General features: G+C 34.4%; 23 protein-coding genes, 1 tRNA gene and 1 pseudogene. 13 read left to right on the plus strand and 12 right to left on the minus strand.

Features of this window, described 5'->3' with window-relative positions:
• The first annotated feature begins 3 nt into the window (after positions 1-3).
• The gene (locus tag FQU21_RS16255; RefSeq protein ID WP_147679065.1) at positions 4-228 is read left to right on the plus strand and encodes a DUF6500 family protein; all 225 of its coding nucleotides are present in this window, start codon (positions 4-6) and stop codon (positions 226-228) included.
• Positions 209-439, plus strand: a complete 231-nt coding sequence (locus FQU21_RS16260) for a VF530 family protein (protein WP_147679066.1) — start codon at positions 209-211, stop codon at positions 437-439. Before FQU21_RS16255 ends, FQU21_RS16260 begins: the two co-directional genes overlap by 20 nt.
• A 47-nt stretch (positions 440-486) precedes the next feature.
• Here FQU21_RS16260 and FQU21_RS16265 read toward each other — a convergent pair.
• The 6 genes and pseudogenes from FQU21_RS16265 to FQU21_RS16290 form a co-directional block, all read right to left on the minus strand.
• Positions 487-2,055: pseudogene (locus FQU21_RS16265) on the minus strand (methylmalonyl-CoA mutase family protein); the annotation flags it as partial.
• A gap of 77 nt (positions 2,056-2,132) precedes the next feature.
• On the minus strand, positions 2,133-3,497 hold the full coding sequence (locus tag FQU21_RS16270) for a methylmalonyl-CoA mutase subunit beta (protein WP_147679068.1): 1,365 nt from the start codon (positions 3,495-3,497) through the stop codon (positions 2,133-2,135).
• The gene (locus FQU21_RS16275; RefSeq protein WP_147679069.1) at positions 3,490-3,822 is read right to left on the minus strand and encodes an FtsB family cell division protein; all 333 of its coding nucleotides are present in this window, start codon (positions 3,820-3,822) and stop codon (positions 3,490-3,492) included. The genes FQU21_RS16270 and FQU21_RS16275 overlap by 8 nt, the downstream gene beginning before the upstream one ends.
• Positions 3,823-4,428 (minus strand): uridine kinase, encoded by a 606-nt coding sequence (gene udk, locus FQU21_RS16280; protein WP_147679070.1) that lies wholly within the window; start codon positions 4,426-4,428, stop codon positions 3,823-3,825. It abuts the gene before it with no gap.
• 51 nt (positions 4,429-4,479) lie between these two features.
• Positions 4,480-4,896 (minus strand): c-type cytochrome, encoded by a 417-nt coding sequence (locus FQU21_RS16285; protein WP_222708017.1) that lies wholly within the window; start codon positions 4,894-4,896, stop codon positions 4,480-4,482.
• 10 nt (positions 4,897-4,906) lie between these two features.
• Positions 4,907-6,031 carry a PQQ-dependent sugar dehydrogenase gene (locus FQU21_RS16290; RefSeq protein ID WP_147679071.1) on the minus strand — a complete coding sequence of 375 codons (1,125 nt, stop codon included), beginning with the start codon at positions 6,029-6,031 and terminating at the stop codon, positions 4,907-4,909.
• A gap of 229 nt (positions 6,032-6,260) precedes the next feature.
• On the opposite strand from FQU21_RS16290, the gene FQU21_RS16295 reads away from it, so the two are divergent.
• Together FQU21_RS16295 and FQU21_RS16300 are read left to right on the plus strand one after the other, a co-directional pair.
• Positions 6,261-6,335 (plus strand) — tRNA-Pro (locus tag FQU21_RS16295).
• 232 nt (positions 6,336-6,567) lie between these two features.
• Positions 6,568-7,806, plus strand: coding sequence for a site-specific integrase (locus FQU21_RS16300; RefSeq protein WP_147679072.1), 1,239 nt, complete (start codon positions 6,568-6,570; stop codon positions 7,804-7,806).
• Here FQU21_RS16300 and FQU21_RS16305 read toward each other — a convergent pair.
• Complete coding sequence (locus tag FQU21_RS16305; RefSeq protein ID WP_147679073.1) at positions 7,799-8,116, minus strand: winged helix-turn-helix transcriptional regulator; 318 nt, start codon at positions 8,114-8,116, stop codon at positions 7,799-7,801. The genes FQU21_RS16300 and FQU21_RS16305 overlap by 8 nt on opposite strands.
• 101 nt (positions 8,117-8,217) lie before the next feature.
• On the opposite strand from FQU21_RS16305, the gene FQU21_RS16310 reads away from it, so the two are divergent.
• Positions 8,218-8,982, plus strand: a complete 765-nt coding sequence (locus tag FQU21_RS16310) for an MBL fold metallo-hydrolase (protein ID WP_147679074.1) — start codon at positions 8,218-8,220, stop codon at positions 8,980-8,982.
• Here FQU21_RS16310 and FQU21_RS16315 read toward each other — a convergent pair.
• The 5 genes from FQU21_RS16315 to thiC all read right to left on the minus strand — a co-directional run bounded on the left by FQU21_RS16315 (position 8,979) and on the right by thiC (position 13,624).
• Positions 8,979-9,668: an aspartate/glutamate racemase family protein gene (locus tag FQU21_RS16315; RefSeq protein ID WP_147679075.1), complete on the minus strand. Its 690-nt coding sequence runs from the start codon at positions 9,666-9,668 to the stop codon at positions 8,979-8,981. The genes FQU21_RS16310 and FQU21_RS16315 overlap by 4 nt on opposite strands.
• Before the next feature lie 5 nt (positions 9,669-9,673).
• Positions 9,674-10,252: a GNAT family N-acetyltransferase gene (locus FQU21_RS16320; RefSeq protein WP_147679076.1), complete on the minus strand. Its 579-nt coding sequence runs from the start codon at positions 10,250-10,252 to the stop codon at positions 9,674-9,676.
• A 152-nt stretch (positions 10,253-10,404) separates the two neighbouring features.
• The gene (gene thiE, locus FQU21_RS16325; protein ID WP_147679077.1) at positions 10,405-11,046 is read right to left on the minus strand and encodes a thiamine phosphate synthase; all 642 of its coding nucleotides are present in this window, start codon (positions 11,044-11,046) and stop codon (positions 10,405-10,407) included.
• 11 nt (positions 11,047-11,057) lie between these two features.
• A complete protein-coding gene (locus tag FQU21_RS16330; protein ID WP_147679078.1) occupies positions 11,058-11,786 on the minus strand; it encodes a hydroxymethylpyrimidine/phosphomethylpyrimidine kinase in 729 nt (242 codons plus the stop codon).
• Positions 11,783-13,624 (minus strand): phosphomethylpyrimidine synthase ThiC, encoded by a 1,842-nt coding sequence (gene thiC, locus FQU21_RS16335; protein WP_147679079.1) that lies wholly within the window; start codon positions 13,622-13,624, stop codon positions 11,783-11,785. Before thiC ends, FQU21_RS16330 begins: the two co-directional genes overlap by 4 nt.
• Before the next feature lie 138 nt (positions 13,625-13,762).
• Between thiC and FQU21_RS16340 the strand changes: the two genes are divergently transcribed.
• The 8 genes from FQU21_RS16340 to FQU21_RS16375 all read left to right on the plus strand — a co-directional run bounded on the left by FQU21_RS16340 (position 13,763) and on the right by FQU21_RS16375 (position 22,207).
• Positions 13,763-14,680, plus strand: coding sequence for a ketopantoate reductase family protein (locus FQU21_RS16340; RefSeq protein ID WP_147679080.1), 918 nt, complete (start codon positions 13,763-13,765; stop codon positions 14,678-14,680).
• Positions 14,681-15,454 carry a helix-turn-helix domain-containing protein gene (locus tag FQU21_RS16345; RefSeq protein ID WP_147679081.1) on the plus strand — a complete coding sequence of 258 codons (774 nt, stop codon included), beginning with the start codon at positions 14,681-14,683 and terminating at the stop codon, positions 15,452-15,454.
• Between the two features lie 65 nt (positions 15,455-15,519).
• The gene (locus FQU21_RS16350; protein WP_187269408.1) at positions 15,520-16,389 is read left to right on the plus strand and encodes an RteC domain-containing protein; all 870 of its coding nucleotides are present in this window, start codon (positions 15,520-15,522) and stop codon (positions 16,387-16,389) included.
• A gap of 211 nt (positions 16,390-16,600) precedes the next feature.
• Entirely contained in the window at positions 16,601-16,879 is a 279-nt protein-coding gene (locus FQU21_RS16355) for a helix-turn-helix domain-containing protein (protein WP_147679082.1), read from the plus strand.
• 144 nt (positions 16,880-17,023) lie between these two features.
• Entirely contained in the window at positions 17,024-17,560 is a 537-nt protein-coding gene (locus tag FQU21_RS16360) for a lysophospholipid acyltransferase family protein (protein WP_147679083.1), read from the plus strand.
• 76 nt (positions 17,561-17,636) lie between these two features.
• Positions 17,637-18,299: an ATPase gene (locus FQU21_RS16365; RefSeq protein WP_147679084.1), complete on the plus strand. Its 663-nt coding sequence runs from the start codon at positions 17,637-17,639 to the stop codon at positions 18,297-18,299.
• 159 nt (positions 18,300-18,458) lie between these two features.
• Complete coding sequence (locus tag FQU21_RS16370) at positions 18,459-20,381, plus strand: ATP-dependent nuclease (protein WP_147679085.1); 1,923 nt, start codon at positions 18,459-18,461, stop codon at positions 20,379-20,381.
• 2 nt (positions 20,382-20,383) lie between these two features.
• On the plus strand, positions 20,384-22,207 hold the full coding sequence (locus FQU21_RS16375) for a UvrD-helicase domain-containing protein (RefSeq protein WP_147679086.1): 1,824 nt from the start codon (positions 20,384-20,386) through the stop codon (positions 22,205-22,207).
• Positions 22,208-22,211 lie beyond the last annotated feature (4 nt).

Consider the following 22,211-nt stretch of genomic DNA (forward strand, 5'->3'; position numbering starts at 1 on the left):
AATATGCAGCAAGTTTTAAAAGATAAAATTATTGAGGTTTGCGATAAAAAGATAGCAGCAAAAGGAGACACCGTTGGTGTTTCCTTTTATGCGTTTTTTAAAAACAAAAATGATAATCCAGCATTGTTAATGGAAGCCGCTACGTGGTGGATAGAAACCCATAAATTGGATCATTTTGAAAAAGCAGTTAAAATAAAAGCATTAGTCAATGGAATCGCAACCAAATAATCCGTTACACGGTATAAAGTTAGAACAAATAATTAACGATTTGGTCGAACATTATGGTTGGGAATATATGGGACATACCATAAATATTAAATGTTTTAATGATAATCCTTCGGTAAAATCTAGTTTGAAATTTTTACGAAGAATGCCCTGGGCACGCACGAAAGTGGAGAACATGTATTTAAATATGCTGAAGAATAAAAATAGAAACTAAGCCATTCTAAAACATTACTGAACTCTTAGCTAAATCTTTTCAAAAGCTAAAGCCTTGGTGATTTCACCTAAAGTCGCGCGTTCTTGAGCAGCTTCAATAGCTAAGGTTAATAAATTATTTTTTCCTGTTTGTGCAGCTTCAGATAAACGTTGTAAAGTTGTTTTTACCTTTTCGGAATTTCTATGGGCTTTTATTTTTTGTAACTGTTCTGTTTGATATTTTCTAACGGCTTCGGTGTCAACTTTAAGAGTGGGAATAGGTGTTTCCTTTTCAAGTACATATTTGTTCATTCCAACAATAATATCCTGTTTTGTTTTTTCGCAAGCAGAAGGTTCTGCTATTTTAATTTTTGGTAGTCCTGCTGCTTCAATATCTTTAATTAAAGTCCACGCTTTTTCTGCAATCTCAGCGGTTAATTTTTCAATACCATAACTTCCAGCCCAGGGGTCAACGGTTTTGGTTATATGTGTTTCTTCTTGTAAATAGAGTTGCGTGTTTCGTGCTATGCGTTCCGAAAAATCGGTTGGTAAAGCCACGGCATGATCTAGCGCATTGGTATGTAAACTTTGCGTGCCTCCAAATACTGCGGCGGCGGCTTCAATAGTGGTTCGTGCCACGTTATTAAATGGATCTTTTGCTGTTAAACTCCTTCCAGATGTTTGGCAATGCACACGTAGCAAAAGAGATTTGGGGTTTTTTGGATTAAATTGTTGTACCAGTTTTGACCATAACATTCGGGCGGCTCGCATTTTAGCAATTTCTGTAAAATGATTCATGCCAATGCTCCAAGAAAAGGAAAGGCGTGGTGCAATCTTATCGATTTCTAAACCAGCATCAAGTCCTTGTTTAATATACTCCAAACCTTTAGCCAACGTATAAGCAAGTTCCGTAGCACAGGTGTCATCGGCTTTTTTTGTGAGGTTACCCGAAATACTTATGCCGTTAAATTTCGGAAGGTATTTGCTTGCATATTCCAAAATATCTAAAACAATTCGCATTGATGATTTTAGAGGATAAATAGCAGTTTTATTCAACATAAACTCCTGTAAAATATCATTTTGGATGCTTCCCGATAGTTGTTCGGGTTTTACACCTTGTTCTTCGGCTGCTACGATATAAAAGGCCATAATAGGCAAAACAGCGGTATTTATGTTTAGGGAAACCGAGATGTCCTCAAGTGGAATTTGGTCGAAAAGTAGTTTCATGTCTTCCACAGAATCTATGGCAACACCTGTTTTTCCAACCTGGCCAATGACCTTTTCGTGATCGGAATCGTATCCGCGATGTGTGGCTAAATCGAAAGCAACCGATAGGCTTTGTTGTCCTGCTTTTAAATTTCGTTTATAAAACGCATTGCTATCTTTAGCTGTAGAAAACCCGGAGTTTTGTTTAATAATCCATGGTTTTGTAACATACATGGTACTATATGGACCGCGTAAATAAGGTGGGATTCCAGCCGTAAAATGGAGATGTTCTAAATCTTCAATATCCTTTTTTGTATAGGTTGATTTAAACAGAATACCTTCGGGGACGGTAGATGGTTCATTTTTATCTAACCCAAAACCTTGGTTTTCTGTTTGTTTTTTTAAAGTGATATGTTGAAGATTTTTTCTCAAATTAGGTTTATTAAGCGTTAATCGTTTATGGTAATTTTATGGATTGTTACAACGGTTTTTTTAGAAAGACAGCTTATTCATCTTCCTTTTTTAAGCCTTACTTGCTCTACTTGTTCTGCTAACCGTTTTTCTATAATGGGCGCAATTAATGTTTTTCTTCGATTTGTTTTTACAAAAGGGTAAAGTTGTAAGTCCTGCGCCATAGTATCATTTGGATTGCAGAATTTATTTATACCCACTAAAATAGCTTCCCCGTTATTAAATTGTAGCTGCTCTTTGTCTGCACTTTCTTTAATTTTTCGTTGAATGGTGCCCGATTTTAACTGATTTAAAAACCCGCCGTTACGTTCAATATCCTTAAATACATCGAGTGCTTTTTCTGCTAATTGATGCGTTAAAGATTCTATGTAATAACTACCGTCTGCAATGGTATTGACTTTATTAAAATGACTTTCGTGTTTTAAAATAAGTAATTGATTTCTTGCGATACGCTCACTAAATTCGTTGGTTTTACGGTGAATAGCATCGTGAGGTAAATTGTAAACGGTATTGGCACCACCTAAAATAGCGCTCATACATTCGGTGGTAGTACGCAGCATATTGGTATTGTAATCGTATAGCGTTTTGTTGCGTTTTGTAGGTGTGGCGTTAATGTGGCAATCGATATGTATGTTGTATTCTTCAGCTAAAGTTTCCCAAAGTAGGCGCAATGCTCTAAGTTTTGCGATTTCGAAAAAATAATTTGAACCTATAGCAACATTGAAAGAGATTTGACTACCAACAAGCGATTCTGGTTTTAAAGCATGCAGGTATTCGTTAGCATGAGCCAAAGCATAGGCCAATTGCTGAACCATATTGGCACCTGCGTTTTGATATACCGCTGTGTTTATCGTTACAGATTTTGATGTTTGAAGGCTGGTTTCAAATGTTGAAAAATCATGGTTTAGACTTTGAAACCAATTGCCAGATTTGGCAAGATTACCAATAATATCAACCGCTACGGTAATGTTGTTTTTCCCCGTAAGGGTTATTAGTTTTTTTATGAAATTTACAGATAAAAACTGTAATTCAAAATGAATGGAAACAGTTTCTGTATTGATGTTTTTAAGTAAATCTTCAATAGAAATAGCGTCTTCTGAGGGTATAATAAAATGAATAGATTCCGCTCCGCCTTTAATCGCGTTTAAGGCATTTACATTCGATTTTTCTACATGGGCAACAAATATGCTTTGTCCAATGTGCCATGGAGACGTACTTGCGGTTGATGTAAGGGCGAGGTTCTCTAAATCGTCGGCATTATAAAATGGTTTTACGGCAATATCGTCGTTTGAATTCCAAATAAGGGTATCGTTAAAATCAGCTCCATTTAAATCGAACTGGATTTTTTGTTTCCATTGTTTTGTAGAAACCGCATTGAAAGTTTCGAATAAACCACTACTCATTATTTTTTACGTTTAAACTATCTTCATATTCGATAATATAAATGTCTTCATTTTCACGTTTCATATAATAGGTTTCGCGAGCAAATTTTTCTAAGCCTACTTCGGAACTTATTTTTTTAATTGCTTTCTTATCTTTTTCAATTTCACGTTTATAGTATTCTTTTTCGTTTTCTAGCGCTTCAATATCGTTGTTTAATTCATGGTGAATAAGCCAAGAATTAGCATCGAAAAATATCATCCAAATTAGGAATCCCGCAGAAATTAGGATAAACCAATTTTTGAAAGGTTTTAGATATTTGCTTGTATTTTTATTGAATTTTGCCATTTATAGTCTGTCGTTGATAATGGTACGCACAATATCCACAGCCACCGTATTATACTTATTATTTGGTATAATGATATCGGCATATTCTTTCATAGGCTCGATAAATTGGTCGTGCATAGGTTTTAGCGTAGTTTGGTAACGGGTTAACACTTCATCAATATCACGTCCGCGCTCGGAGATATCGCGTCTTAAACGACGAATTAAACGCTCGTCGGTATCGGCATGCACGAATATTTTAATATCAAACATATCTCGTAATTCCGGATTTGTTAAAATTAAAATCCCTTCAACAATCATAACTTTCCGCGGATGCGTTAAAATAGAATCTCCCGTTCTATTATGGTTTACAAAAGAATACACGGGTTGATGGATGTTTTTTCCTTTTTTTAGCGCTTTTAAATGCGAGGTTAGTAAATCGAAATCGATAGAGCGTGGGTGATCGAAATTTATATTAACACGTTCATCAAAAGATAGGTGAGAGGTGTCTTTATAATAAGAATCTTGGGAAATAATACCCACTTCACCTTCGGGTAATTCGTGGAGAATTTGGTTTACAACTGTTGTTTTTCCGCAGCCTGTACCGCCTGCAATTCCTATTATTAGCATGAATTTTTAATTTTCTGCAAAGTTAATTAAATGTAAAGGTTTCCGGAATCTTTATTTTTTAATTTTTGAAACTTCGTCTTTGGTAATCATTTTGTCATTCTTATTGCCCCAAGAATTGGTAATGTAGTTCATAACATCGGCAATTTCATCATCGCTTAAACCTAAAGGCATCATGGTGCCGTTGTACACCACATCATTTACAACCATACGACCTGTTTGCCCAAATTTTATGGCTTTAATGCTCGCTATTCTTTCTTTTTGTAGAAAATCCGATTTTGCTAAGGGCGGATAAATGCGCTCTACGCCTTTACCATTTGGTAAGTGACAAGACACGCAGAAATCGTTATAAATTTCGCGACCACGAACCTTGCTTTCTTTTAGAGGATCTGCTTGTTGTGCACTTAAAGGCGTTAGGATGGTGCTGTATATAGAACAGCCCATTATAATACAATATGCAATTAATTTCATAATATTTATTTTATTTATTCGGAATAATTTTAACAATACCTGTGCCTTCTATAGCAACATAAATATAACCATCTGGAGCTTGAATGACGTTGCGTACACGTCCCATATCTTTAAATAAAATCTCGCGTTTTATCACGGTATTATTCTTAAGTACTAAGCGTTCTAAATATTGAAACTTTAGCGAGCCCACCAAGATGCTGTTTTTCCAATCGGGATACTTGTCTGACGTAACAAAAGCCATACCACTTGGTGCAATAGAAGGTACCCAGTAAAAAATAGGTTGTTCCATGCCTTCTTTTTTTGTCAGCTCTGTAAAGGGCGTACCGCTATAATTGATGCCATAGGAAATTACTGGCCAGCCGTAGTTTTTACCTTTTGCAATGCTGTTAATTTCGTCGCCACCTTTCGGGCCGTGCTCATTCACCCAAATAGCGCCTGTTTTTGGGTGTATGGCCATGCCTTGTGGATTGCGATGTCCGTAACTAAAAACAGCAGTTTTGGCGTTGGAGCTGTTTACAAAAGGGTTATCGGCAGGGATGCTTCCGTCATCATTTAAACGGTATATTTTTCCACCATCTCGAGTAATATCTTGTGGATTTTCATCGCGATTGCCACGTTCGCCAATAGAAAAATAGAGGTAACCATCCTTGTCAAATTCAATTCGGGAACCAAAATGTTGACCTTTTTTAGTGTTTGGTGTGGCTTTGTATAATAGTTGTTTTTCAACAAAAGCGTTATTTTTTAATTTGCCACGCATTAGGGCGGTATTACCACCATCGCCTTCACCTTCCGCGGAAGCGTATGTTATGTAAATCCATCCATTATTTTTATAATTAGGATGAATTTTAATATCTAATAAACCGCCTTGTCCACGAAGGTAAACTTCGGGTAGGCCAGCTATATTTGTTTTTTGTCCATCTTTAAAATGAATAAGTTCGCCCGCTTTTTCTGTAATAAGCATGCTGCCGTCGGGTAGAAAATCCATACCCCAAGGAATGTTAATTCCTGGAACTACAATTTCTGTAGTGTAATTTAATGTTGTAGGTGTTTTTGCCTCTACTGAAGATGCTAATGGTTGTGCACAACATGTTAAAGTAATGAGTGTGACAAATAGGCTATACAGGGTAAGTTTCATTTTCAAGGCTTTTTATGCTTCTCAAATTTAGGTTAAAATAATATATTTTATTTGAATTAGAGATTAAGTCTGTTCTTTTTTTTTGTTTAATGTATAGTAAATCAATGGTTTATGTTATTTGGTTTTTTGGGTTAAAAATTATTTTAATTTTAAAGGAAAAAATAAAGTGAAATAAATTTGAATATTCAAAAAAAGCTTTATATTTGCACCCCGTTATAGATAGCTAATTCGGGGTGTAGCGTAGCCCGGTTATCGCGCCGCGTTTGGGACGCGGAGGTCGCAGGTTCGAATCCTGCCACCCCGACAAAAATTAATACCAATAGAAACTAAAACCTTGTAAATCGTATGATTTACAAGGTTTTATGGTTTTTGGGCTATCATAAGAATTGAATTAATATGACTTAATTCGGTTCACAATTCGGTTCACAGTTTCAAAACACAAAAAGTGTGAACCGAATAGATGCTTAAAATACTGTAATTGAAATAGTTGATTTGACTTTCGTCTTGAATGAATGTTTAACTAAAAGACGACAACTATGCAATCACAAACCACTTTTACCCTGTCATTTTGGGTTAATGCCACTCGTATTAAAAATAATCAAGTTTCAGTTTTTGCGAGAGTTACCGTAAACGGAAAACGAGCAAATATCAGTTTACAAAGAAAAGTAGTACTTTCCGAATGGGATTCTAATAAAGGAAGAGCAAGATGCAACAAACAAGAATCACGGCTACTCAACAGATATTTAGACCAGGTTAAAAATAGAATCTATGAAGCTCACGATCAACTTGTAAAAGAAAAAGCGTTTATTTGTGCCCAATCCATTAAAGCAAGGTTTCTAGGAGAAGATAACGAAGAATATTCTCTACTTACATTGGTTGATTATCACAACACCCAAATGAGTGAATCATTAAGTTACGGTACTTTAAAGAATTACTTTACTACCCAAAAGTATATCAAACTATTCCTAACCAATAAGAAAATACAAGATATCTATTTGTCTCAATTAACATTCCGTTTCCTGGTTGACTTCGAAAAGTTCTTGCGTTCTTATGTTCCGGAGGACCACCAAAAGCAAATGGAAAACAATACGGTTATGAAGCATATTCAAAGACTTCGTAAAATGGTTACGTTGGCTTATAAGATGGAATGGATAGATAAAGACCCTTTTATAAAATTCAAGCCTACTTATATCAAAAACGAGCGTGAATTTTTAAGAGAAGATGAATTGCAGAATATTATTAATAAGGAATTCGAAATTGAAAGATTAGAGCTCGTAAAAGACTTGTTTGTGTTCAGTTGCTATACAGGCTTATCGTACATTGATGTAATGAACCTCAACGAAGATAATATCACTTTCGGTATTGATGGTGGAAAATGGATAATCACCAATAGACAAAAAACACATAACAAAGTAAAAATCCCATTACTTACAGTCGCTGAAGAATTAATTCAAAAATACAAACACCATATAAAAGCAAAGAAAACAAAAACCTTATTCCCTAATATTTCAAATCAAAAGCTCAACGCATATCTAAAAGAAATTGCTGATTTATGCAAAATCAAAAAGAACTTAACATTTCATATAGCAAGACATACATTTGCTACTACAATCACTTTGAGTAATGGTGTGCCCATAGAAACAGTGTCAAAGTTACTTGGACATTCTAAAATTGCTACTACTCAAATATATGCTAAAGTAGTTGAAAGAAAAGTGAGTGAGGATATTGGATTGCTTAAGGCAAAATTGAATATAAAGAAAAGTAAGATTAATTAATATGTTTATTGCCAAAATCGTCTAGAGTTTTTAAAAGGTTTCCTAGTTCTTTTGCTTCTTCATGGATTTTATAAAACACCTTTGGAGGAAAGTCATTAAATTCTATTCGTTCAATAATATTATTTTCTTCTAGCTGTTTTAATTGTTCCAACAAAACTTTTTTTGATACCCGTGGCATTTTACGCCATAATTCAATAAACCGTATTTCTTTTTCTTGGAATAGATGATGCAAAATCAAGGGTTTCCATTTACCTGAAAGTAAATCTAAACTTCGCTTTACTCCGCAATTTTCAAACTCATTATAATTCATAATTAGGTTTTTAAGTGGGTTACTTAAAGGTAAACTTCTTTAAGTATACATAACGTGTCACTAATTTAGTGAATATAAATTATTCATAAAAAACAAACACTATGGAAGTTCAATTATGGCGAAATGCAACAGTATTACTACATATAAAAAACATAAAGTTTTTAATAGATCCTATGCTGGGGAAAAAATCTTCGTTTGGAGTTTTTCCTTGGACTCAGGACAATAAACCGAATCCCTTAGTAGATTTACCGTTTGACACAAAAGAGTTAGACAATTATTTAGCAAGTATAGATGCGGTTGTAGTAACCCATCTTCATCCAGACCATTGGGATAAAGCGGCTATAGAGCGTTTAGATAAAAACCTGCCTATTATTTGCCCTATTGCTATTGCAGAAACGATTGCAAACTATGGCTTTAAAAACATAAAAAGCTTTGAAAACAATATGCTATTTAAAGAAATTTCCATATCACTCACGGAAGGCTTGCATGGTACTGGAGAAATCGGAAAAAAAATGGGAACCGTAAATGGTTTTGTCTTTTCAACAAATGAAGAGTGTATTTATTTTGCCGGCGATACCATCTGGTGTAAAGAAGTAAAAGCGGTAATAAACTTATACAATCCACAATATGTGGTAGTAGCAGGTGGTGCAGCTACATTTGCAATTGGTGCACCTGTTACAATGACATCAGAAGATATAGTAGCATTATGTAAAACCTTTCCAGAAATAAAAGTCCTTGTAACACATCTGGAAGCTATTAGTCCATGTAAAGAAACCAGAGAATATATTTCTAAAAAAGTTTTAGAGAATGGATTTTCCAATAGATGTTATATTCCAGAGGATGGAGAAAGCTTCATTTTCGATTAATTTTCATCCAAAATAAAATCTAAAATAGCTTGCACGTGAATCTTGGTGGTATCAAAAACAGGGGTTGAATTAAAGTCTTTTTCGCTAATTAAAAGTGGGATTTCAGTACAGCCTAGAACAATACCTTGTGCCCCTTTTTGTATAAGATCTTCAGAAAATTTAACGAACTCCTTTTTCGAACTTTCTTTGATAATACCTTTGCCTAACTCTTCTTTTACGATATAATGAATACGCTCAATATCAGAAAGTGTTTCAGGTATAAGCACTTCTATTTGGTGTTCATTTAATTTTTTTCGGTAAAAATCCATTTCCATTGTAAACTTTGTTCCCAATAAACCTATTTTATCTATTTTCCTTGAATTAACCTCCTGTGCAGCTGCGGTTATTATACTGATTATTGGAATATTGATTTTTTTCTGAATTTCATCGGTAAATAAATGTGCTGTATTGGCACATAAAGCAATGCCGTCAACGTTGCTTTTTTCCAATTCTTTACTAGCTTTTAAAAGCAAATCAAAAGAATTTAACCATCCTTTGTCTTGTATATCAGCGAAGTTCAGAGAATAAAGAATAATTTCGGCAGAATGTAAACCTCCTAAAGCTTCATTAACACCTTCATTGATGTATTTATAGTAATCCAAGGTTGATGTCCAACTGATTCCACCAACTAATCCTATTTTTTTCATTTGTGTTATTCTTCTGTTATTTGTAAATCTTTTTTCATTACAAAAAAACGAAAGTTTTCCCTACCAATTTGAAAATCATGTTCACCAATTTTTTCAAATCCACTTTTGTTATAAAAACTTATAGCCCTAGTGTTTTCTTGGAGTACCGAAAGCCAGATTTCTTTAAAACCCAAATGTTTTGCTTTTTTTAGTAGATGATGTTGTAATTCACTCCCTATTTTCATAGAAAGGAAATCTTTAAGAACATATATTTTTTGAAGTTGACATACCTGGTTGGCTAGGGTAAATTCTGATGCCGAATTTAATTTAAGTTTGGCATAGCCAACAGGTAAATTATTAACTGTAGCTATCCAATATTTATTATTAGGTTTATCGATGCTATTTTCCATTTTATCAAGAGAAAAAGTAGCTTCAAGATAATCAAGTAAATCCTGCTCATAGCTAAAATAATGAGCAAAGGTTTCAGAGAATGTTATTCTACCTAAAAGTGCTATGAATTTAACATCTTTTTTACTTGCCTGCCGGATTTCAATTGTATTCATTTTAAGCTCAATTCTTTTGTTCATTATTTCTATAAACTCCAAAGTTTATAGAAGTTTTCAATACTTTTTGTATCTGCTCAATTGTTCTCCCTTTTCCCAATAGGAATTGGATATAAAATCAATTATAAACCGGGTATCCAATTTATTCTTTCTGATGTCGATTGTTATTGCTTTCATTTTCTAATTCATTTGCTTTATTGAAAAGCATCTTTAATGGTTTTTAATGTTAGCTTTTTGTTTTCACTTTCATTGATAAGGGAAGCGATGGCAATACCGTGTATTCCGACTGAAAGAAGCGGTGTAATATCATCTAACCGTATCCCTCCGATAGCCAATAGAGGAATCGTTGGAGTATCCATTTTCTGTAGAGTTGTAACCAGCTGACCAATCTCATCCAAAGATAAAAAAAAATCAATTTCAGGCTTGGTTCTTGTTTTACGAAAAGTCCCTAGTCCAATATAATCGGCAATACCATTTGATTGATGAAACTTGGCTTCTCTTTCATTATAGGCGGTTGCTCCAATAATCTTATCAACTCCAAGTTCTTTTCTAGCAATCTTATGATCCATATCTCCATTCCCTAGGTGAACACCATCTGCATCAATCTCAAGAGCAATATCCAAATGATCGTTAATTATTAAAGTAGCATCAAAAAGGTTACAAATTTTTTGGGTTTCCAATGCGATATCAAGCATTTCCGACCTTTCCATATCTTTGAGTCGAAGCTGTACCAAATCAACACCGGCTTCACAGGCTTCAAGTGCCAATTGCTGATGTGTTTTATGGGGCATATTTTGAGTGATAAAATGAATTTTGGATATTCTATTCTGTGTCATAGCGTATTTGTTTAAGCAATGCCAAGTAAAGACTCACTACTTAATATATAGTGATTGAGTAATTCTTTTGATTTATAATAAGCCTGTTTCATATTTAAACCCAGTGCCAGTCCAGCTGTTATGCCCGAAGACAGTATGCAACCCGTACCATGTTTATCAAAGCCAGTAAATCTTCTGGATTTTAGATGATGTACATTTTGATTCCACCACAAGTAGTCAATTACAAATTCTTCATTTTCAGAAACTGATTTCTGCAAAACAGAGGTATGTCCATTAAATTTATGAATGGCATCATTATTCCAAAGTTTTGAGTATTCCTCCTTGTTTGGTGTAATTAGGTCAATAAGTTCAATGGTGTTTAATAACTGTTTTGGGTCAATTTCATTCCAAAAATTAAATCCACTAGAGCTTTTGAATATAGGATCCCATACAATTTTTAAGTCTTGGTCGTAGTCTCTTAAAAGTTTGACCAACCATTTCAAAGTGTCGGAATCTTTTAAGATTCCAATCTTTACGGCAGTTATAGTGTGAAAGGAAAAAATGACATCTATCTGATCTTTAATCTCTTTTTCTGTCGACCAACGGATGCCACGAATTTCTGATTCATTTTGGATGGTTAAGGCACTAATTACCCCAAAACCATAGACATTGAAATGCTGAAATACTTTTATATCTGCTAGAATTCCTGCGCCCGCTGAAGAGTCAAACCCAGCAATCGATAATACTTTTGGTTGCTTCATAAGTAAATGGAGGATCCTTTTTTTGTAAATTCTTCAGCCTTTTCCTTTAAACCTTCTTCAATGACTTTCGTTTCTGTAGCTGCTTTTTCATGGGCCAGTTCGCGTATCTCCTGTGTGATTTTCATCGAACAGAATTTAGGGCCACACATACTACAGAAATGAGCTATTTTCGCCCCCTCTGCAGGTAAAGTTTCATCGTGATATTCACGAGCTCTATAGGGGTCAAGTGAAAGGTTGAACTGATCTTCCCATCGAAACTCGAACCTTGCTTTACTCAATGCATCATCCCTATATTGGGCAGATGGAAAACCTTTTGCCAAATCTGCTGCGTGGGCTGCTATTTTGTAGGCAATCAATCCATCCTTTACATCTTCTTTATTGGGTAACCCTAAATGTTCTTTAGGGGTTACGTAACAAAGCATAGCAGTACCAAACCAGCCAATCAAGGCAGCTCCAATAGCGCTCGTAATATGATCATATCCCGGAGCAATATCCGTAGTGAGTGGACCTAGCGTGTAAAAAGGGGCTTCGTGAGTAAGTTCCAATTGCTTATCCACATTTTCTTTAATTAACTGCATAGGAACATGCCCTGGACCTTCAATCATTACCTGAACATCATATTTCCAAGCGATTTTCGTGAGTTCTCCCAAGGTTTCCAATTCAGCAAACTGTGCTTTATCATTGGCATCTGCAATACTACCTGGGCGAAGTCCATCACCTAATGAAATGGAAACATCGTATTTATTCAATATTTCGCATAGTTCAGAAAAATGGGTGTAAATAAAGTTTTCTTTATGATGTGCCAAACACCATTTGGCCATGATGCTTCCACCTCGCGAAACAATACCCGTAAGCCGTGAAGCGGTAAGTGGAATATATTTTAATAGTACCCCTGCATGCAATGTAACATAGTCCACGCCTTGTTCCGCGTGTTCTATTAGGGTATCACGAAAAAGCTCCCAAGTTAATGCTTCAGGATTTCCATTGACTTTTTCCAACGCTTGATAAATAGGCACAGTTCCTAATGGCACAGGGCAATTTCGTATAATCCATTCTCGGGTTTCGTGGATGTTCTCTCCTGTGGATAAATCCATAATACAGTCAGCTCCCCAACGACAAGCCCATACCGCTTTTTCAACTTCTTCTGCAATAGAAGATGTCACTACGGAGTTTCCGATATTAGCATTCACTTTAGTAAGGAAGTTACGCCCAATTATCATAGGTTCTAATTCGGGATGGTTAATATTGGCAGGAATGATGGCACGACCTTTAGCCACTTCGTCCCGAACAAATTCTGGAGTAATTTTTTGAGGAATATTTGCGCCCCAACTATTTCCAGAATGCTGCTTGTAATTATCCATCATTAGTTTTTCCCGAATTGCTATGTATTCCATTTCTGGAGTAACTATACCTTGTTTTGCATAATACATTTGGGTATGGGTCGATTTTATAGAGCGTTTCGGTTTTCGAATATTTGGAAATCGCAATGTATCCAAAGTAGTATTCTTTAAACGTATATTCCCATATTTAGAGGATGGTCGTGAAAGTTCTATGAGTTTCTTGTCTTTTGCCAACCACTCCCTAACATCGGCAAGCCCTTGGGTTAAATCAATAGTTGCTTTTGGATCCGTATAGGGTCCACTGGTATCATAAAGGAATACTTCTGGATTTGTGGTATCTTTTTCTGTCCCATTTATGGTAGTTTTATCTTGCTTTACGCTTCTAAAAGGAATTTTCAAGCCTATTTCAGTAACTACATAGTGTTTTTTTGAATTGGGAAAAGGTTCTCTTGAAATATGTTGTGTATAATCTGCAGAAACCGTATCATTTTTGTTCATTTGTTTTTTTAACAAAAGTCATTAAATCACTATAAGTAAGATAGTATAAGTTGGACATTAGACTAAAATGTCCAACTTATACTATTTAAAATAGTGTGTTTTAACGTAATTTGTTGTTTATGTAAAATCAAAAATATAATGACTATATATATAATAGGCGCAGGAGCAATTGGTAAGGCATTGGCCGTTTGCTTAACACGACATGGTAGAGACGTTCACCTTATTCGCGGACGCGTGGATGATGGTAGTTCGTATAGTGAAAAAATAACATTGAAACTTAAATCAGGTCAAGAGTTGACAACGGATATAAGGTTTAATTCTTTATGTAACTTTTCTGACTTAAATAATAGTCTAGTTGTACTAACCAACAAATCTTTTGGTAATAAGGAGCTTGCCAAAAAGTTAAAAAGCAAAGCTATTAATTCTCCAATACTTATCTTGCAGAATGGTTTAGGTATAGAAAGATCATTTATCGAGCATGATTTTCAAGAGATTTATAGATGCGTACTTTTTGCAACCAGTCAAAATATTTCAAAAAATGAAGTAAGCTATAAGCCTGTAGCGGAATCTCCCATTGGTATAATCAGGCAAAATAATACAGTTTTAGAAACAATTGTAAGGGAAATGGATACACCAGAATTCAGATTTATTTCTGAAAAACAAATCGATAAAACAATATGGAAAAAGGCGATTGCAAATTGTGTGTTCAATTCCATATGTCCTTTATTGGACGTTGATAATGGGATTTTCCATAGAAATACTGAAGTCTTTTACCTAGCGAGGAGAATCATTAAGGAATGTGTGCTTATCTCCAAGAAAAAAGGGATTGCTTTGGAAGCTAAAGAAGTCGAGGATCAGGTGATTTCAATCAGTAAAATGTCCGATGGACAATTTATTTCCACATTACAGGATATTCGAAATAAAAGGGAAACTGAAATAGACACCCTCAATTTTGAAGTTGTAAGGATAGCAAAGCAAATGAACCTAGAGGCACAAGTCCAAGAAACAAAGTTACTTGGGGAGTTGGTAAAAATAAAATCAAAATTAAATAGATAGATGTATCAAATATTTTCCCCACCAGAACATTTACGTCATATAATACGCTATTATTGGCTACTTGATTTAAGCATAAAAGAGTGTGGAGTGACGGAATATATTTTTGCCTATCCCTACGTGAACTGGGTGTTTACCCTTGGGTCTCCATATACAGTTAAAGATAATCAGTCGGGGTCTCTAGTTATAAAAGATACACGCATTCTAGGGCCAAGAACCAATTTTGCAGAATATGTACACCCCAAAGGAAATCTGGCTTTTGGAGTGACCTTTCAATTTGGAAGTACACTGCCTATTTTCAAGGAAGAAACAAGTCTATTAACCAATAAAATTATTTTACAGGAAGAGATATTACCTGCTTTCAATTGGTTGACACCTTTCTTTGAAGAAGTCCAACCAGATATTTTTATGAATACTTTTAATCATCAAATTGAAAAAATTTCTTGTGGAAAGGATAGAAATGGGCAAGTTCTATGGAACCAATTTTTAGAACTCATCATAGGCGGAAAAAATTATGCATCATCTGCAAGTCGAATGTCAAGAATGCTCCAAATAAGTCAAAGGCACCTTCAAAGAATAACTATGCAATATGCCGGATTATCTCCAAAACAGGTACAATCAATGATTCGCTGTAGATTAGCAATTAAACATATTCATACAACAGGATGTACCCCTGATTTTTTTCACTATGGTTTTTACGATCAGAATCATTTTATTAAAGAGGTAAAAAGATGGTCAGGATATACACCTAACACGCTTCTATCCTTACTCAACTAATAATCTTATTAAGAATTGATTTGATTAGTGTAAAGAAGCAAAAAGTTTAATTAACACAGGAAATATTGAATGAAAAAGCAAGACTAAAAATTGAAAAAGTACTTAATACCTTCAAAAAAAGTATTAAGGAAATCGAAAGATCTGATCTTTCTGTAATCATAAATTCTTCAAAAGGGATACAAGTATCTAGAGATTGCCTACACCAATTAAGGTTAATTGTAAGAGTTAATCAATTTGATTCTATTCAAGAAGAAATAATTTTTTTTAAAGAACAAAAACCTTTTGTTTATGGTAGGTTGAAATTTTTTGTAAAAATTCATAAAAGTATTTTAGAAAGACCTAAAACATCTTTAGAAAGACAACGTAAATTTATTGACCAGCAACTTGAGGAATTAGACAGGCGCAGAAAAGCCTATCTTGATTTTGAAAAATATTATTTACAAAAAGAAACTAAATTAGACAAGTATTATTTCGTTAGAGGGAAAGATTCTTCAGAACTTATTTCTGACACCTCTCATTATTATACAGATCCAGAGTTCTCAACAAGTCATGATAATATGGTTGCGCAAATCATTGCTTCAGAGTTATTAATTAATCACTTTAATTCAGAATTACACTTTTTGCGTAGAAAAGAGCTACAGCCTTTCAAAGAAACCCTAACTATAATGCCATTAGATAATTCCGTTTGGACAGGAAGTAAAACCGATTTAGTGGAGCTTATATATGCGTTACAAGCATCGGGAGCTATTCAAAACGGAAAGGCAGAAATTAAACAGATGGCTACTATTTGCGAAGAGATATTTTCAATAGACCTTGGTAATTTTTATAGAACATATTTAGAAATTAGAGAACGTAAAATGGATAGATCTCGTTTTATCAAACATCTAAAAAAATGTCTTGACCAAAAAATGGAGAATGATGATCAGAAATATTAAATCTAAAACTGTTAAAATTCTTCCCAACCCATTCCCAACTTGGGAATATAACTTATCAATTCACTTCATATTTGCCAAACGAAAGTCAAATCGACAGATTCATGAACACATATTTATTAAAATGTGAAAGTTCGTGAGCTAAATCACATTAATAGCTACTGCTACGAATGTATATTCAAAGCGGTAGCTATTTTAAACAAAATCGTTTACTATGGCAGCAACAATTATCACAACAGAAGATCTTCGAGAGTTCAAATTAGAATTATTAGAAGACATCAAAGCAATAATCAATCATCAATCAGGTTTCGCACCTAAAAAGTGGCTCAAGTCACCAGAAGTTCGAGACCTCTTAAGTATCTCACCAGGAACATTACAAAATCTTCGTATCAATGGCACATTACCATACACAAAAGTCGGTGGAGTCATCTATTACGACTACGAAGAAATCCTCAAAGTAATGGAAGAAAACCGAATCCATAACAAATTTTAGTGTCATTGCGAGAAGCGTAGCGACGTGGCAATCTCACTCATATGCAAGAAGTAAACTACAGGATCGAGCGTTTAAAAAACATCCAGTGGATGTTTTTAGCGGAGAGGCCAGCTGGTGCATTGGCGTTTAAACTATAGAACTAATATGCAAGACGTTAATTATATTAAACATCTAAATTCAATCTTTGTCCAATTCTCAAAAGATAATCGATTAAATCCAACCCACATAAGCTTATACATAGCATTATTTCAGTTGTGGAATTTAAATCGATTTTTAGAAGAGTTTTATATAAACCGCGATGAGGTTATGCAATTATCTAAAATTGGTTCTAAATCTACCTATCACAGATGCATCAAGGAATTAAACCATTGGAAATATATCTTGTATTTCCCATCTCACAATCCTTATCGCGGAAGCAAAATTAAGATGTTCAAATTCGGGACAAGCTCTGGACAAGTAGTGGGACACAGCTCTACTCAAATCGAGACAAGCACTGGACAAGCACTGGTACCTATATATAAACATATACAAACTATAAAAAACAAAAACATTCATAAACAGGAAAATTTAAAAAATTCAGATTTAGAAGATTTTGAAAACAAGGAAAAACCTAATCGAGCTGTTCCAAATACAGACAACCTAAAGACTACTAAAAACAAAAACTACAATGAACCACTTTAATTTTTTGTCATTCTGAACTTGATTCAGAATCTCATCGTCATTGCGAACAAAGTGAAGCAATCTCATAAATACAAATATGAACACAAATCAACCTCACATAATCATTGAGAAAGGCGTTCAATACAAACTTGGCGAACTCAAAGACAATCATATCCATTATGATTTCAAAAGTATTCTCATTTACCTCAATGCAAAAGGAAAGTTGTTATTTGGCAAAAACTTCAAGATTTATGAAGAAGATAAGGTAGTGCTTTACAAATTATGCATTTATTTTATTCGCGATTTTGAAGCTTGCGAAAAACTAAATATAGATCCAAATAAAGGTATTCTATTGTCTGGTCCTGTAGGTTGTGGTAAAACCAGTTTAATGAAACTGTTAAGGCATATTGTATCACACCATAAACCCTATGAAGTTATTCCTGCAAGAAATATCACGTTTGCATTTAACAATATTGGATATAAAACCATTCAAGAATATGGAAACAGTAATTTCTATTGTTTTGATGATTTAGGAGTAGAAACAACCGGTAGACATTTTGGAAAGGACTGCAATGTTATGGGCGAAATCCTCTTATCGCGTTACGATCTATTCCTTCAGCGTAAAATAAGAACCCACGCAACCACAAACCTTAATGCTCAAGAGTTAGAAGAACGATATGGTAATCGTGTACGTTCCAGAATGAGGCAACTCTTTAATTTGATTGCTTTTGATAAGGAAAGTAAGGATAAGAGAATATAACTTTGAAACAAATTTTAACAAAATGAGGTAAACCGTAATAAAACAAATACATAATTTGTATATTTAGTGTGTAAAAAAATCCCTAAGCACTCAAAGTTTTTAATAGCTAATGATATTTCATTGGCTTTTTTATTTACTCAAAAAATAAATTAATAATAAATGTATCTATCTAAATTATATATAAAAAATTTTAGAGGAATTAAAGAAATGACCCTTAGCTTCAATCGTAGTATCAACATTTTGATTGGGGAAAACGGAAGTAACAAATCAGCGGTGATAGATGCCATAAGATTGCTTTACAATATGGGAGAACCCATTCGAGATATTTCAGTAAGTTTTGCAGACTTTCACGAAAGTGTGGCGTACGATGAAGATGAGAAAATTACTATAACAAGAACTGATAAGATTACTATAGTTTTTCAGTTTAAGGGGCTTTCCGCTTCTCAAAAAGGTGCTTTATACGAGTATATGGTCATCGACCCCGATGGCGAAAACGAATATGCGCAGGTAACGCTAACCTATGAAAATAAAGGTGGTAAATACCCAATTTCATCATATTACACAGGCAATGTTGAAGGTCAAAAAGCCGATTATAATACATTCGCAATTTTTCAACACTACTATTTAAGTGGCTTAAGAGACAGTACCCGAGATTTATTAACCAGCAGAGGTAATGTATTGGGACGTGTCATTAAAAGACGGGTAGAAAAAAACGAAACAGAGGATGTTATAGAAGGTATTATGCGGAATGCTAATGATGAGCTTTTGGCACAATCAGAAGTTTCAGAGACACGTGATGGTGTCAACGATAATCTTACAGGGATATACCAACGTTTTAAAGATAATCAAATTGGCCTTCAAATAGAGCAATCCAAAACTGAATACATTGTTAACGCTATAAAACCGTTTTTACCTCACGATAGGGTTAGTTTAGCTGGGGATGGATTTTCACTCTGGCAAAATAGCTTAGGGCAAAATAATCTCATATATATAGCAACAGTTCTCGGTGACATCAAGGATCAAATCAAAGAAAACAAAGTTCCTCATTTTGCTCTACTGATTGAAGAACCTGAAGCTCACTTGCATCCACAACTTCAATTAAGCTTATATAGTTTTTTAAGAGATTCAAGCACTTCAAAAAATAGCCAATTATTTATCACGACACATTCGCCTACTCTTACATCGAAAGTACCACTCAAAAATTTGATTTTATTGGATGGTAAAGCGTTTCAATTAAGTAAACAGTTTAAGCAAAGGGTTTCTGAAGAAATTGTTGAAGATACTGTAAAAAACAATAAACTGACCAGCTCGAACTTTAGATTTAGAAGAAAACAACTTGAAAGATATATTGACGTAACAAAATCTCAACTACTATTTGCAAAAGCAGTTCTTTTTGTTGAAGGTATTTCTGAAGAACTTTTAATTACAGCCTTTGCAGCAGTCAAAAAATATCGTTTAGAGGATTACAGAATTGAATTAGTGAATATTGGTGGGACGAGTTTTTACCCATTCATCCATTTGTTTAACTCAAATCAACCTAGCAGGTCTATCAACAAGCCTGTTTCAATTTTAACTGACAATGACAGGTTTCCTGAGTCTAAGAAAAAAGAATTTTCTTTTAAAAAATTGATTGAGGATGATTATGCTAAACTTGATGAATTGGACGCTTCAATTCAGGTAGCGGAAGTATCATCAAGGATACCCAACATTACTTCGGCTATTAATGGTAAAGACACCATTAAAGTTTTTCCGGCAGAAAAAACTCTTGAATACGAATTGGCTCTTGCAAATATTCCGAAGACAAAAGGAGGTATCGAAGCCAACTTTTTATTCAAATACATTGCTAAAAATAGGTCTGAAAAAGCAGAAGCTATACTTACCTATGTGGATTCAGTTATAGATGGTGAACTTTCTGAAGAGCAGCAAAGAAAGACTGCTATATTGTTGTGGAAGTCGTTTCCTTCAAAAGGTACATTTTCACAAAACTTTTCTCTTTACATTCTCAAAAACTTAAGGCGAGCTCGGAAAGAATTTGTAATCCCAAAATACATACGTAAAAGTTTAAAGCACTTAAAAGGATAAGTATGAAACTGGATATTACAGATGAATTACAAGCGTATTTTGATGCCAAAGGTAAAGTAGTTTTAAATGCTTGTCCAGGCAGTGGAAAAACTACGGCAATTGCCCAAAAAGTCATTCACCTTGAAGATGCATATAAAAGTACTTACGGTAATCACTCAGGTATTGCCTGTATCTCATTTACCAATGCAGCAAAAGATGAACTTAACCATACATACAATTTACTTTCGGGTAATACTCTTCAATATCCAAATTTGGTTAGCACAATTGATAGCTTTATCAACACCTTCATTACATTGCCCTTTTATTACCTTTTAGAAAGGAATTTTGCTAGACCGCAAATTTTAGAAAACAACGCCCGTTTAGATACATTTTGGAAAACCAAGTACAAGAATAGAAGTGGTAAGTTGGTTGATGGTCTTAAAAACCCTATGAACTCTTTTAAAGCCAAAACTGGCAGAAGCATATACTATCAATATTTACCATCCTCTATAAGATTAGAACCAGATGGTAGCTATACCGTAAATGGAAATGCACCTTCAGAAGATAAAGTAGATTTAGATGTCTTTGAAAAATATTGTAAATATATCAAAGGATGGCAGTTTGAAAAAGGTTTAATTACTACTAACGACTCAGCGTTTATTGCACTTAGGCTTCTTAGAAATAACCAAAAAATAAGCAAATGGCTTGGACAAAGGTTTCCTCACATAATCGTCGATGAAGCACAAGACAATTCACTTATGCAACATCGAATTTTCGAAGAACTCAATAATCAAGGATTAGTGAATATCGAATTCATTGGCGACCCTTATCAAAGTCTTTATGAGTTTAGAGATGCCAACCCACAGCTATTCTTGGACAAGTATGAAGGAGATGATTATGTTAGCCTGGATTTATCAAATAACAGAAGGTCCCCACAACGTATTATAGACTGTTTTTCACTACTAAGGTCACAAGATAAACGCACAATCAAAACAGCCTGTGAAACCGATTTAAAAGAGCCGATACTTATTTACAGGTACAAAGCCGATGGCAGAAGTGATATCATAAGTCATTTTGAAGAATATTGTATCAGTAAGGGATTTAATAAAAATAAGGTGGTGGTGCGAGGTAATAGTATAAGGAACAAAATGCTTGGTCGGGATGCACAACAAAGACCTTGGCACAACCCCTTGGTTTATGACCTAATCACTGCAAAGATTGAATATGATGACAAAAATTTAAAGGATGCCATAAACATAGCAAGGAACATTGTTATTCGATTAGAAAATAGAGGACTCTCTTTTGTAGAATTTGGTCATTTGCGAGCTGAACTTAAAACTGATTACCAACTCAATGCGCGAGTAATATGGTTTGTTGAAGGATTGCCAGAACTCTCTAATACGGTTGAAGAATGGTCAAAACTATGTCCCGCATATATAAAGAAAGCTTTAAACCTTGACTATGATTTAGATTTCGGTTTAAAAAAGACCTCAAAATATTTTGCTAAGGCTACACGCACCAACCCAGTATCAATGCACTTCAATCGAGTGGATATTGATAAAACCAGTTCACTTACAACAATTCATCAAGTTAAGGGAAAAACATTGGATGCAATTTTGATTTTTTTTGACGAAAACAACCACGCAAGTAATATTAATTTCAGGGATTTAGAGCCTGATGAGGATGGCTTTATTAAAGAAAAGAAACGTATAATTTATGTAGCAATGTCAAGACCTAAACACCTTTTAGCAATCGCATTTCCTGAGAAAATCACAGAAGCTCAGATAAAAGAAAAGTTAGGGAGCGATATATTGGTAGTGGTAGTTTCGGATATTGAAAAAAAGTGATAGT

The sequence above is a fragment of the Algibacter pacificus genome (assembly GCF_008033385.1).
Classification (GTDB): domain Bacteria; phylum Bacteroidota; class Bacteroidia; order Flavobacteriales; family Flavobacteriaceae; genus Algibacter; species Algibacter pacificus.

What these genes read in the sequence shown, in the direction of transcription:
- FQU21_RS16255 (WP_147679065.1), top strand. Translation starts at nt 4, where the DNA reads ATGCAGCAAGTTTTAAAAGATAAAATTATTGAGGTTTGCGATAAAAAG.
- FQU21_RS16260 (WP_147679066.1), top strand. Translation starts at nt 209, where the DNA reads ATGGAATCGCAACCAAATAATCCGTTACACGGTATAAAGTTAGAACAA.
- FQU21_RS16270 (WP_147679068.1), bottom strand. Translation starts at nt 3,497, where the DNA reads ATGAGTAGTGGTTTATTCGAAACTTTCAATGCGGTTTCTACAAAACAA.
- FQU21_RS16275 (WP_147679069.1), bottom strand. Translation starts at nt 3,822, where the DNA reads ATGGCAAAATTCAATAAAAATACAAGCAAATATCTAAAACCTTTCAAA.
- udk (WP_147679070.1), bottom strand. Translation starts at nt 4,428, where the DNA reads ATGCTAATAATAGGAATTGCAGGCGGTACAGGCTGCGGAAAAACAACA.
- FQU21_RS16285 (WP_222708017.1), bottom strand. Translation starts at nt 4,896, where the DNA reads ATGAAATTAATTGCATATTGTATTATAATGGGCTGTTCTATATACAGC.
- FQU21_RS16290 (WP_147679071.1), bottom strand. Translation starts at nt 6,031, where the DNA reads ATGAAACTTACCCTGTATAGCCTATTTGTCACACTCATTACTTTAACA.
- FQU21_RS16300 (WP_147679072.1), top strand. Translation starts at nt 6,568, where the DNA reads ATGCAATCACAAACCACTTTTACCCTGTCATTTTGGGTTAATGCCACT.
- FQU21_RS16305 (WP_147679073.1), bottom strand. Translation starts at nt 8,116, where the DNA reads ATGAATTATAATGAGTTTGAAAATTGCGGAGTAAAGCGAAGTTTAGAT.
- FQU21_RS16310 (WP_147679074.1), top strand. Translation starts at nt 8,218, where the DNA reads ATGGAAGTTCAATTATGGCGAAATGCAACAGTATTACTACATATAAAA.
- FQU21_RS16315 (WP_147679075.1), bottom strand. Translation starts at nt 9,668, where the DNA reads ATGAAAAAAATAGGATTAGTTGGTGGAATCAGTTGGACATCAACCTTG.
- thiE (WP_147679077.1), bottom strand. Translation starts at nt 11,046, where the DNA reads ATGACACAGAATAGAATATCCAAAATTCATTTTATCACTCAAAATATG.
- FQU21_RS16330 (WP_147679078.1), bottom strand. Translation starts at nt 11,786, where the DNA reads ATGAAGCAACCAAAAGTATTATCGATTGCTGGGTTTGACTCTTCAGCG.
- thiC (WP_147679079.1), bottom strand. Translation starts at nt 13,624, where the DNA reads ATGAACAAAAATGATACGGTTTCTGCAGATTATACACAACATATTTCA.
- FQU21_RS16340 (WP_147679080.1), top strand. Translation starts at nt 13,763, where the DNA reads ATGACTATATATATAATAGGCGCAGGAGCAATTGGTAAGGCATTGGCC.
- FQU21_RS16345 (WP_147679081.1), top strand. Translation starts at nt 14,681, where the DNA reads ATGTATCAAATATTTTCCCCACCAGAACATTTACGTCATATAATACGC.
- FQU21_RS16355 (WP_147679082.1), top strand. Translation starts at nt 16,601, where the DNA reads ATGGCAGCAACAATTATCACAACAGAAGATCTTCGAGAGTTCAAATTA.
- FQU21_RS16360 (WP_147679083.1), top strand. Translation starts at nt 17,024, where the DNA reads ATGCAAGACGTTAATTATATTAAACATCTAAATTCAATCTTTGTCCAA.
- FQU21_RS16365 (WP_147679084.1), top strand. Translation starts at nt 17,637, where the DNA reads ATGAACACAAATCAACCTCACATAATCATTGAGAAAGGCGTTCAATAC.
- FQU21_RS16370 (WP_147679085.1), top strand. Translation starts at nt 18,459, where the DNA reads ATGTATCTATCTAAATTATATATAAAAAATTTTAGAGGAATTAAAGAA.
- FQU21_RS16375 (WP_147679086.1), top strand. Translation starts at nt 20,384, where the DNA reads ATGAAACTGGATATTACAGATGAATTACAAGCGTATTTTGATGCCAAA.